We start from the raw sequence: 12,844 nt of genomic DNA, 5'->3' as shown, positions 1-12,844 counted from the left end.
GATAAAATGACCTAGTCGCATCGCATCTAATTGACCTTCCACAACCGCTTTGAAGCTAGTACCTAGAATTGGGAAGTTCACCTGAGTCCGCGGAATATAGTTCGTCTTAGATAAGTAAGTTAACTTGTCTAAGGCATTCTCCACTACGCTATCACTAGCTGCCACAATATCATCAGACTGTCTTAGATAGTATTTATCTCTGGCTTCATAAGCTGACATCGATACATCACCAGAAGCTACGCGCGTAATGACATCTCCTAGAATACGCATTTTTGCATCTTTTTGGATTGGCATATTCATTACACGTTCCGTTAATTCCGCTAAACCACCGCCACCAGGGACTAAACCAACACCCACTTCAACTAAGCCGATATAAGATTCCGCCGCAGCGACAATATAAGGTGATGCTAAAACCAATTCTGCCCCGCCACCAAGTGCACGACCATGAACGGCTGTTACAATTGGTTTTGCTGTGTAGCGAACCCGGTTAACCGCTTCATGTAGTTCACTGATTGTTTGACCAATTAACTCATCAACCCCGTCAGACTCAATGGCTTCTTTCATCATATTCAAATTCGCACCAGGACTGAAATGCGGCCCATTTGAATAAATTACCATCCCCACATAGTCACCAGACTCTAATTCATCCACAGCTTTAATCAATTCAGCTGATAACTCGCCTGTAATCGTATTATTTGGTGTGTGAAAATTGAATAATAACTGATTATCATTGATAACACTTAAGGTTGATGTCTCTGTTTCCCAAATATTTGCATCTACCTTTTCACTCATTGGGGTTAGATTCTCAAGAATCTCCCCTTCTTTGTAAAATGGCTCACTTCGATTTGCTACCCATTCTGGTAAAGGTCCTATCTCTTTTTCAATACGGTTTTTGACCCGTTCAAAGCCCATTAAATCCCAAAGTTGGAAGGGACCGACTTTCCAATTGAAGCCCCAAACCATGGCACGGTCAATATCTTTATAATCTACTGCCGCTTTAGGGATATTATTGGCCGCATAATAGAAAGTACTCGCTAACGTTTCCCAAAGGAACTTACCAGCTGTATCTGTGGCATTAAAGATGACGTCCATATTCTTTTTCAAGTTACTAGAGAATTTAGCTAAAATAGGTAGATTTGGTTTTTCAGCTGGTTTATAAGTCAATGTTTCTGGGTCTAATACTAAACGTTGACGGCCTTCTTTCTTATAAAATCCATGACCAACCTTATTGCCTAAAGCACCGTTTTCAACTAATTTGCCAATTAAAGTAGATTGGTTGAAATATGGCTGTTCGCTTGGATCTTGCGTCAAGCCTCCAACTACAAAAGTAGCCACATCATTCCCTACTAAGTCAGATAGCCCATAAGTACCAGTGCGTGGCCGGCCAATCGCTTTTCCTGTTAAGGCATCTACTTCCGTAATTGACAGGCGATCACGCTCAGCACGGTACATAATATCACTCATAGAGTGGGTGCCTGTTCTATTCGCAATGAAAGCTGGTACATCGTTAGCAACAACTACCCCTTTACCTAACTTTTTCTCAGTAAAGACTTTTAATTGATTAATTGTCGCTTCAGACGTAAACTCAGTTGGAATTAATTCCACCAATTTCATATAGCGTGGTGGATTAAAGAAGTGCATGCCTAAGAATCGTTCACGCTCTGCACCTTTAAAAACTTTAGCTATTGCCTGAATTGGAATACCGGAAGTATTTGTCGCTAGGATAGCTTCTGGTTTAGCAACTGCAGCAATCTTCTCCCAAATAGCGTGTTTAATTTTGATATCTTCTTTAACTGCTTCAATAAAAATATCACTATCTGATGGTTCACTTAAGTCATCATCAAAATTCCCATAGGTTAAGTTACCTTGAAATTGACTTTGATATAACATCGGCTTCTTCCGGTCAGTGATACGGTCATAGCCAGACTTAGAAAGTTTATTGGGTTCATTTTCATCGATGACAACATCTAATAATTGTACTTTCAATCCCGCATTTACGAGTAAGGCGGCAATTTGACTCCCCATGACACCAGCCCCGAGAACGGTCGCTTTTGTAATTGTCATTGTATTTCCCTCCATCTTTGATCAATTGTCTATAATTAGAGATTGGATAGCGTAGCTTATCTGCCTTTTCTACCCAACGCTCTATTATTGTTCCTTTAAATACTAATTAAATGCTGCTTGTCCAGTTAAAGCACGACCAATGACTAAAGCATTTACTTCATGCGTTCCTTCGTATGTGTAAACGGCCTCTGCATCTGCAAAGAATCGAGCAATATCATTGTCTACTACAATCCCGTTACCTCCACAAATCCCGCGTCCCATCGCCACTGTTTCCCGAAGTCTTAATGCATTCATCATTTTACCCACTGAAGTCACTACCTCGTTGTAGTCACCTTCTTCTTGTTGTCGTGCAATTTGTGAACATAAAGCCATTGCAGCAGTTAAGTTTCCTTGCATCATGGCTAATTTTTCTTGTACTAATTGATAATTAGAAATCTCTTTACCAAATTGCTTACGCTGAGTGACATATTTCAAGCTAGCTTGTAATGCTCCAGCCATCGCACCAGTAGCCATATTAGCAACTCCAGCACGAGTTGAATATAAAACTTTAGCGATATCCTTAAACGAATTAATGTTTTGAAGACGATCACTTTCAGCGACTTCAACATCTTTCAAATGGATATTGGCATTTGGCACAATTTTTAGAGCAATTTTATTTTGAATAACGTCAATATCCAAACCAGGCTGTCCCGCTTGAACGATAAAGCATTTTGGTTTTCCAGTTTCAACATCACGAGCAAACACTGGAATCACATCAGCAACTGAAGCTCCACCAATCCAACGTTTTTCACCATTTATAATCCATTTGTCACCTTCACGTCTAGCACTTGTTTCTAATCCCCAAGCCACATCAGAACCATGATTTGGCTCAGTCAAGGCAAAACATGTGCGCAATTGATGACTGGCTAATTTTGGCACATACTTTTGAACTTGTTCTGGACTACCGCCAAATAGGAAAGTATTAAAGCCAAGACCCGTATGAACACCTAATAAGGTATTCAAGGACACATCAAAACGCGATAGGGTAAAAGCGAAAAAGAATTGGAACAATTGACTGGTTGTCTTTTTACCTTCACGCCCTTCAAATAAAAGGGGATTGTCAAAGTATCTTAATTTGCCAATATCTTCAAAAAATCCTTCTGGTTCTGATTCAGTTACCCATGCTTCATTTAAGCCACTGCGGTATTTGCTTTCTAATAGCTCTACTAACTGTTTTAAAACTTCAATTTCTCCATCAGTTAAACCACTTGAAATCTTTAAAATATCTTCTGGGAATAACGATTTTAATACTGCTTCTCTATTTTCCATGAGGTAAACACTCCTTATTATTTATATATAGATCAATTGCCACGCTGGTTTTGCCTGAATTGAATATTTTCTAGTAAAACTAACAAAGATGATATCGCTTACAAACTTATATTAATACCAATAAGGGGTAAAGAAAAATAAGCCTTATTAATATGGACTATGAGTAATACTAATAGTTATTGTAAACGCTTTCTAAAAAAGCGTCATTAACAATTGATATAAGCTAAACTTATGATTACTATTAAAAAATAAATGCAAAATCCCTTATATAGTTGAATTTTATAAGCAACCATTATTAGGTAAATTTAAAAGTAAATAAAAAACACTAGGAAAATAAGTCTCCTAGTGCCTAATTTAATCCTTATTTTAACTACCTGCGCTTGCTGTCAAATTTTCTTTAGCGTGCGCTGCCATCATACGACTAAGTTCTATACGGTCTGGTTTACCAACCGAGTTAACTGGGATTTCGTCAATTTCCATGTAAAGTTTTGGCGTCTTATAACCGGCAAGTTTTTCCAAGCAGAATTGATCTAGTACTTCTTGGAATTTCTCTGCGCCTTCAACATCTTTATTGACCATGATCGCTGCTGAAACAGATTCACCAAATTTTGGATGTTCAAATCCAAGTACAATAGCTGATTTAACCAATGGATGCTGGGTTAATACGGCCTCAACTTCAGATGGTAGGACATTTTCCCCACCAGTGATAATCAATTCTTTCAAACGATTGACTAAAGTCATTTCCCCATATTCGTTTAAGTAAGCTAAATCCCCAGTTCTAAAATAGCCATCATGGAAAGCTTTGGCATTTTCTTCAGGTAGCTTCCAATAACCAGGTGTTACGTTCTTCCCTTTCACCAACAATTCACCAATTTCACCTTGTGGTAATGGGTGCATCTCATCATCTACAACGATCATTTCATCAAATAAAAGAGAAGAACCAATTGTAGTCGGGCGCTCGTTAGCGCGTTGACTAGTATTAAACGTTAATAAAGGCGCTTCGGTTAAGCCGTAGGCGTTAATAATAATTTTACCCATTTGCTGGAAAACTTTTTGTACAGCTGGTAATGGTGGTGACCCTCCTGCGACTAATAAGTCTACGCTCATTAAGTTTTCTGGTTTAAAGTCAGGTGAAGCGATAATACCGTAGTACATGGTTGGAATCATGACTAGTACATTTGGTTTGTAGGTACGGATCCAATCGTTAATGGTTTCATAGTTGAAGTAGCGTTCTAAGACTAATTGACCACCTACAACTAACATTGGTATCGCAATATCAATAAAACCTAAAATGTGGAACATTGGGGTTGAGCCAATTGTTACCCAATCTTCACTCATTCTCCAAGAAATGATTTGATTGAATACGTTATTTAGATAACTTTCATGGGTATGAATGACCCCTTTTGGTCGACCGGTTGAACCTGAGGTATAAATTAATAAAATAGGATCTTGCCAATCAATAGACACACTCTCAAAAGGTTGATGGTTACTTAAATCCATCATTTGATTGTATTCAGCCTCGTCCACATTGTACTTGATGTAAGCTTCAGGTACTTCTGAAAGTCGGTCTAAATGGTTAGTTGCATATAAAATATATTCAACACCTGCATCTTCTACCACTCGGGCAATTTCTACTGGTTTTAATCGCCAGTTGAGTGGAACGAAGACTGCACCAATCTTAATTGCCGCTAACAACATATCAATAATAGCAATATCGTTAGGGGCAAAAGTGGCAATCCGGTCTCCCTTTTTGACGCCTGCATCCTCTACCAAGTGCCGAGCTAAAATTTCCGCACGTTGATTTAAATCTTGATAGGTAAATTCTGTGTGTTTCAATGGATCAATCACCGCCACCTTTTCAGGGGAAGTAATTGCGCGCGTTTTAATCCAGTCCAAATTCATTGTTTATCTCTCCTTAAACGTTAGAATTTGTAAGCGCTATCATCTTTTGTTACTCTCATTTTACTAAAAACTCAAGTCTTGTCTAGAAAATTCTTTAATTTTTAAGCAATTAAATGAGCAGATGAGACACAAAAGCCCAATATTAGGGGTTTACTAAAAACAATATTGTATACATCATGGTCATTTTGATGATTTTTGCCCATAAAAAAATAAGACCAGGAATGAATCCCGGTCCTAATTTAATTAATCTTCTTCTTTGAGTGCTGATACCATTTCCACTTTCTTCAGTTTGTAGTGCATAAAGATCATGACCACAATGGAGAAGGCTAAGGTAATCAGACTTGCGTAAAGGTAAGATTGCCATTGGATCACAATCGGGAAGAATACCTGATCGATTGCCACTGTATTTAAGATGTAGCTAAGTAAGCCGTATCCTAAGAAGTTCCCAATGATAATCCCTATCATGGTTAAGAATAAGGTTTCTCGATAGACATACATACTCACTTCAAGTGACCGGAATCCTAGCACCTTAACTGTCGCCAATTCGTGCATCCGTTCTGACACATTAATATTGGTTAGTGAGTAAAGGACGATAAAGGCCAGGCCACCTGCAGAAATAATCAAGACGACGGTCACCAGATCAAGGGCTGATAGGGTTTCTTCAAAGTCCGTGATTTGACTAGCGTTTAAACTTGTCCCAATGACGCTAGATTCTTCTTTGACTTGGTCAAAGATTGCGGATTGGTCGCTAGTGGATAAGCCACTGTCAAATTGAACAAGGGCTGTGTTTTCTTCACTTTCTTCACCGAATACCTCTTGGTAGTAAGCATCTGTCATGTAGATTTCATGACCTAGATAGTTGGTGATGACGCCTTTTACAGAAAATTCATAAGGATCGTTATTGGTATCCACCAAGGTCACTGTATCTCCTGCTTGAATGCCCAATAATGAGGCCAGTTTAGCGGTGATAAGGACACCATCTTCAGGTAAGGTCATCTTATTTTCGGTGTCTAGTTCTTGTAATTGGAAGTAATCTTGATAGTTGCTTTCTGAATCAAAGGACATGACACTCACGATTTGTTGGGTGATTGTTTCGTCATCGGTCATCAGAACGTCACGGGACAGCGGTAAAACATTCTCCACGTCACCATTATCTGTTAAATCGGCCACTACTTGGTCGCGGTCTTCTTGACTGACATCCATATTGAATGACAGGCTACCGTCATACATTTTCACTTGGATGAATTGTTCGTCCGGTAGACCTGAAATAGAGTCAGATAGACCGAATCCAGTGACAATCAACATGGCACATCCGGCAACCCCGATAATGGTCATCAAGTTACGTCCTTTATAGAGAAAGATGTTCCGCCAAGTGATCTTACCTTGGAAACTCAAGCGGGACCAGAACCCTTTGAATCTTTCTAGGAAAATGTGTTGGCCATTTTTCCCAGTAACAGGTTGCAATAAGCGTGCGGTCTTCTCGTTCAGAGTCGTTCTAGTGGTTAACCAAGCTGGTAAAACAGTCGTCAACAAGGAAATCCCTACTGCGAGTGAGATGTCCACAATTTGCCAAGTGTAAATCATGCCTGGTAAGGCCACGGTATTGGAGAAGGCAGACACAATGATATTCGGGAATAGATAGTTACCGATTGAAATACCGATGACCAACCCTAAAATAGCTGCCACTCCTGCATACATAATATACTTGGTTTGAATGGTTCGCGGGCTATAACCTAAGGCCTTGTAAGTCCCAATTTGAACCCGCTGCTCTGTTACCATCCGTTGCATGTTGGTAAATGAAACTAAAGCTGCAATCAGAAAGAAAATAATTGGGAAGGCTTGGCCAATTGTGGCCATGTTGTCCGCATTATTTTCCCAAGCGGTATAGCCTGAGACGCCAGAACGGTTGTTAATCGTATAAGTCGGTTCATCTAAATCAGCCAATGTTGATTCAGCGTCCGCAATATCTGCTTCAGCGCTAGATAAAGATTCTTCAGCTTCCAGACTTTCACTTTCATATTCACTTCTTGCTTGGTCTAACTCACTTTGAGCTGAATCAAGACTTGCTTGACCAGCTTCTAATTGAGCGACCACACTGGTCATGCCAGCTTGAGCTAAGGATACGCCTTCTGGTAGTTGGGACTCAATTTGACTTTCTTGTTGGTCTAGTTGACTTTGGTTGTCATCAATTTCTGATTGCGCTTGGTTTAATTCACTTTCGCCAGACGCCAATTCAGACCTAGCTGAGTCAATTTCCGCTTGTCCAGATGAAATTTCTGATTCCGCTTCAGATACACTTTTGTTGTAGACTTCGCTTGGTCGGTCGGCGAATACGTGTTCAATTTCTGCTTGCTTATCTGCAATGACTTGGTCATATTCATCTGAATAGGCTTCTAAATCATCTATAGCGGTCACATCAATAGCGATACTGGTATAAATATCCCTATTAATCGCTTCAGGTGCAACCACCGCAAAACCGTTTAATTGCCCATCTCCAAGCCCAGTCGCCCCGCGACTAATATTTGAAATTTGCAGGGGTGAATTTACGTAGCCGACAATGGTAAAGGTCTCACCCGAAAGAGTTGGGGCACCACTTTCATTGTCTTCTGAGTTGACACCTAAATCAGTTAAACTGATTTCTTGTCCAATTTGGTAGTTTTCATCATTGGCTAATTGGTTATCAATGGCGATTTCATCGGCTGCTTCAGGTAACCGCCCTTCTTGGACATCAAATTGGTTGATATCTGATGTTTCATTGAAGTTTGGATAGAAACGAACTAAATCATTACTCGTAGCAATCTGACGGTCAACATAGGCATAAGGTTGATATTCAATATCTTCCACATCTTCTAATAAGGCTAAATCATCCTCGTCAAGTCCCATGGTTGACTGAATAGACATATCTTCTAAGTTAGTTTGGTTAAAATACTTGTCCGCTATTGCAATCATATCCGGTGCAGCTGCACGGATACCCACAAAGAACCCCGTTCCCAAAATGATAATCAGCAATAAGGCTAGAAACCGCCCAAGGGTATTCTTGATCTCACGAAAGCCGTCTAGCCATATTTTTCTATTCTTCATTTTCATCAATAACCACCTACCATTCAATATCTTGAATTGGTATCGGTCGGGCATTTAATTCCTGCGACGAAACAGTTCCATCATTGATTTTGATGACTCGGTCAGCCATCGGCGCAATCGCTTGGTTATGGGTAATCACAACAACAGTTGTCCCCTGTTCATTGGTTAAATCTTGTAAGAATCCTAACACCTTTTTCCCAGTTTCATAATCTAAAGCACCCGTTGGTTCATCACATAATAATAATTTTGGATTTTTCGCAATCGCACGGGCGATCGACACACGTTGTTGTTCCCCACCTGATAATTGTGACGGGAAATTGTCCTTGCGGTGGTATAAGCCAACCCCTTGTAGTGCATCCTTGGCCGCTAATGAATTATCCGAAATTTCTTCCGATACCTCTACATTTTCAATAGCCGTCAAGTTAGGGATTAAGTTATAATTTTGGAAAATGAACCCCACTTCGTCACGCCGGTATTCGGTTAAACCTTTTTCGTCATATGAAGCGATGTTTTTATCCGCTACTAAAACTTCACCCGAAGTGACTGCATCCATCCCACCTAGAATATTTAAAAGCGTCGATTTTCCAGCACCAGAAGGGCCAAGAATCACTACGAATTCGCCCTCTTCAATTTCTAAGTTTATATGGTCATTGGCTAAAATTGCGGTATTTCCTGTTCCATATTGTTTTACGACATCCTTTAAGTGAATGTAAGCCACTATACAACACCATACTTTCCTTTTTAATCTACCCTAATTCTTCGTCTTTACTCCCAATCATCCTTAATCATATACTATTTGGTCAAGCAAAATCAAAGAATCGGAATATTTAGTTTAAGTTATTTAAATAATCTATGAGGTAGATGATTTTGATAAAAATATAAATTTACTTAAATAGAAACATCACTATCGTTAACGTTATTTTTAGAAATATTGGTGCTACAAATCTTTCTACACTCCAGAAATACTAGCTCATAAATTTTATGATTTTAAGTTAGATATTTCATTCAATACCCCGGGGTGGTTTGACGGTGGAGGCGCGGCTTAAGGTTGGCGCACAACATTGATTCTGTATGTTTAACAATTATTCATCAGTCCAATCTGACCTAGCGCCTCTTTTTCCCAATCAAAAAACGCCCCTAAAGTAGCTTATTCAAGTCTACTTCAAGGGACGTCATTGTTCTGTTATTTTAAATGTTGTTTGTGGAAGGCGAAGTGTTCTTCTAAGAATGTTGCGATGAAGTAGTAGCTATGGTCATAGCCTTCTACTTTTTGGTAATTGACTGCTTGACCATTTTCCTTGGCGGTTTCAAGGAAATGGCTTTCGTCTAATTGTTCTGCATAGAATTCATCTTGACTACCTTGGGTGATTAGAATTGACGGCGCGTCAACGTCTTTAATCAGTTCTGTGGCATCCCATTCTTTCCAAGCTTCCTCATTTTCACCTAGATAGGTTGTGAAGGCTTTAATCCCCCACGGCACTTGGCTTGGGTTTAGAATGGGTGCAAAGGCAGAGATGGCTTTGAAGCGGTTGGCGTTTTTCAAGCCAATAACTAAGGCGCCGTGTCCGCCCATTGAGTGGCCCATAATACTTTCTTTGCCCGCATAATGAGGAATTAAATCGGCTGCAATTTGACCTAATTCATTCACCAGATAATCATACATTTTGTAGTGATTAGCCCACGGTTCTTGTGTGGCATTCAAATAGAATCCTGCCCCTTGACCAAGGTCATAAGCGTCGTCATCAGCAATATCCTCTCCGCGTGGTGAGGTGTCTGGAATCAAAACGGCCACTTGGTGTTGTTCAGCTAATCTTTGAAAACCACTTTTTTGACTAAAGTTATCGTCTGTACAAGTTAAACCGGATAAAAACCAAACTAGCGGGATTTCTTGCCCTTCTTCGTTAGATGGCAAGAATAGACTAAAGGTCATGTCACATTGTAAGGTCTTTGAGAAATGGCGGTATTTGCGGTGTTCACCGCCAAAGGCACGATTGCTAGCAATCATTTCTAAAGTCAATTTTCATCACTCCCCATAAGTCAACATGGTACGGATAGATTCACCTTTATGTAGCAGGTCAAACGCCTCATTGATGTCTGTGAAATCAAGGTTATGGGTGATAAATGAATCGATATCAATCTCACCGTTCATGTAATCTTGAACCATACCTGGTAGTTGCGTTCTACCTTTCACGCCACCAAAGGCAGACCCGCGCCATACACGACCTGTAACTAATTGGAAGGGACGTGTGTGAATTTCTTTACCCGCACCGGCAACTCCGATAATGACACTTTCACCCCAGCCTTTATGACAAGCTTCTAGGGCTGAACGCATCACGTCAACGTTTCCGATACACTCGAAACTGTAATCTACCCCACCGTCTGTCATTTCAATGATGACATCTTGGATTGGTTTGTCGAATTTAGATGGATTTAGGAAATCAGTAGCACCCATTTTTTCAGCTAATTCAAACTTATCTTCGTTTAAGTCAACTACAATAATACGACTTGCTTTCGCTTGCACCAAACCTTGAATAGCCGCTAATCCAATAGCACCTAAACCAAATACAGCCGTTACAGCGCCTTCTTCTACTTTAGCGGTGTTATGGACTGCACCGATTCCAGTTGTGACACCACAACCAAATAAACCGACTTTATCAAGTGGCGCTTCTTTATCAATTTTCGCTAAAGAAATCTCAGGAACGACCGTATACTCGCTAAAAGTACTTGTCCCCATGTAATGGTAAATAGGCTCGCCATTATAAGAGAACCGCGTAGTGCCATCAGGCATTAACCCTTTACCTTGCGTTTCACGGACAGCACTACATAAGTTGGTTTTACCAGAACGACAGAATTTACACTCCCCACATTCAGCTGTATATAGCGGAATCACGTGATCGCCCACCTCAACAGACGTCACTTCATCACCTACAGCAACCACCACACCAGCACCCTCATGGCCTAGTACAGCAGGGAATACACCCTCTGGATCATCACCTGATAAGGTAAATGCATCCGTATGGCAGACAGAAGTATATAAAATTTTCACCAATACCTCTTTCGCCTTTGGTTCTGCAACATCAATTTCAACAATCTCCAGCGGTTCACCTGGATTAAATGCAACAGCAGCTCTACTTTTCATTCAAATTCCTACTTTCTGTTGTGCTTTTTCAATTACTTGTATTACCATAATTACATACTACCATTTATAGCACAATACTGACATTTATATCACTATATCATTTTTTGGAAAAGGGACTTCCGGATTTGAAGCTGATGATTGACTTTACGAGAATTGAAGTTGGTCAAGAAGTAAGTCTTTAAATAAAATCGACGACAAACTTTAGTACCTCGCTAAATATATTTTTCGTAAAAACGATGACCACCTGTTAAAAAAACGACATTTAAAAACAAGGTCATCATTTTTTCTCGACATCATCAGACTGTTAGGTGGGGGCACACCTTACAGAATGAGTCGTCAAAAAAGCCCTCAGAAAATTTTCCTGAGGGCGGTCCCATTGCATTCAATGGTATGATAGAGAAAGCGTAAGCTGAAGGCTTACAAGTTAATCTTTATTATAATTTTTGGAAGATTTCTACTTTTAGGTAGTCACTTTCCGGGTTACCTTTTGGTGCCGGGAAGTCGACTGGTAAGCCAAAGTCAGCTACAGGCATGATGTCCACGCGTGCGTCATCTGAACCTTCACCGATCTGTTTAATGAAATCTTCTTTAGTCATGTTGGCGGCATTTGTTGAACTTACCAAGTAACCGCCTGTATGTAAGATTGATAATGCTGAAGCAACTAGGTTGCGGTAGTCTTTACTTGCTTGGAAAGTGTGTTTTTTCGTACGTGAGAATGATGGTGGATCAAGGACCACGATGTCAAAACGTAAGTCATGTGTTTTGGCATAATCTAAGTAATTGAAGACATCCATCACGCGGACTTTATGTTGGTCACCAATTTCTAAACCGTTGGCTTGGAATTGTTCTTGTGTTAATTGCAGGCTTCGTTTTGCCACATCAACACTCATCGTTTCAGCTGCCCCACCTAGTGCTGCAGCGACTGAGAAAGCACCTGTGTATGAGAACAAGTTCAGCAATGATTTACCTGGTGCAATTTCAGTTTGAATGTAGTTACGGACGTTACGTTGGTCAAGGAAGATCCCTGTCATCCAACCGTCATCAAGACGAACGATGTAGTTTACACCGTTTTCTTGGATGGTTAAGGTTTCAGGAATGTCGCCAGCTAAAACTTCTGATTGTTTAGCGCTGCCTGTGCCGTCTAAGTTGAATCTGTTTTTCCCAACAATACCTTTAAGTTCTGGGAATACATTGTTTAGGGCTTCTAGGATAATGTCTTTGTAGCGGTAAATACCTTCTGAATACCATTGGATCAAGGCGTAACCTGCGTACCAATCGATTGTGAAACCACCGATGCCGTCACCTTCCCCGTTGAAAATACGGAAGGCAGTGGTCATATCGTCGATTAAC

Annotated in this window: 8 protein-coding genes; all 8 read right to left on the bottom strand. The window is 40.2% G+C overall.

The genetic code is table 11. The features are described 5' to 3' along the window. On the bottom strand, nt 1–2,064 hold a 2,064-nt coding region (locus tag ACRCJ0_RS05515; protein WP_431389745.1), incomplete at its 3' end, for a 3-hydroxyacyl-CoA dehydrogenase NAD-binding domain-containing protein. 102 nt (nt 2,065–2,166) lie between these two features. Next, a complete protein-coding gene (locus ACRCJ0_RS05510) occupies nt 2,167–3,372 on the bottom strand; it encodes an acyl-CoA dehydrogenase family protein (RefSeq protein WP_271735820.1) in 1,206 nt (401 codons plus the stop codon). Between the two features lie 366 nt (nt 3,373–3,738). Next, nucleotides 3,739–5,274: a class I adenylate-forming enzyme family protein gene (locus tag ACRCJ0_RS05505; protein WP_431389744.1), complete on the bottom strand. Its 1,536-nt coding sequence runs from the start codon at nt 5,272–5,274 to the stop codon at nt 3,739–3,741. A gap of 243 nt (nt 5,275–5,517) precedes the next feature. Continuing rightward, the gene (locus ACRCJ0_RS05500) at nt 5,518–8,361 is read right to left on the bottom strand and encodes an FtsX-like permease family protein (RefSeq protein ID WP_431389742.1); all 2,844 of its coding nucleotides are present in this window, start codon (nt 8,359–8,361) and stop codon (nt 5,518–5,520) included. Between the two features lie 10 nt (nt 8,362–8,371). Next, on the bottom strand, nt 8,372–9,073 hold the full coding sequence (locus ACRCJ0_RS05495) for an ABC transporter ATP-binding protein (protein ID WP_431389741.1): 702 nt from the start codon (nt 9,071–9,073) through the stop codon (nt 8,372–8,374). A gap of 465 nt (nt 9,074–9,538) precedes the next feature. Beyond that, a complete protein-coding gene (fghA, locus tag ACRCJ0_RS05490; protein ID WP_431389740.1) occupies nt 9,539–10,372 on the bottom strand; it encodes an S-formylglutathione hydrolase in 834 nt (277 codons plus the stop codon). Between the two features lie 6 nt (nt 10,373–10,378). Beyond that, on the bottom strand, nt 10,379–11,494 hold the full coding sequence (locus tag ACRCJ0_RS05485) for an S-(hydroxymethyl)glutathione dehydrogenase/class III alcohol dehydrogenase (protein WP_048728899.1): 1,116 nt from the start codon (nt 11,492–11,494) through the stop codon (nt 10,379–10,381). Between the two features lie 434 nt (nt 11,495–11,928). Beyond that, the coding region (locus ACRCJ0_RS05480; protein WP_431389738.1) for a class I SAM-dependent rRNA methyltransferase at nt 11,929–12,844 on the bottom strand (916 nt) is incomplete at its 5' end.

The organism is Aerococcus sp. L_32, assembly GCF_050689315.1.
The sequence above is the reverse complement of the archived record's forward strand: the minus strand, read 5'-3'. Positions and strand labels throughout refer to the sequence as shown.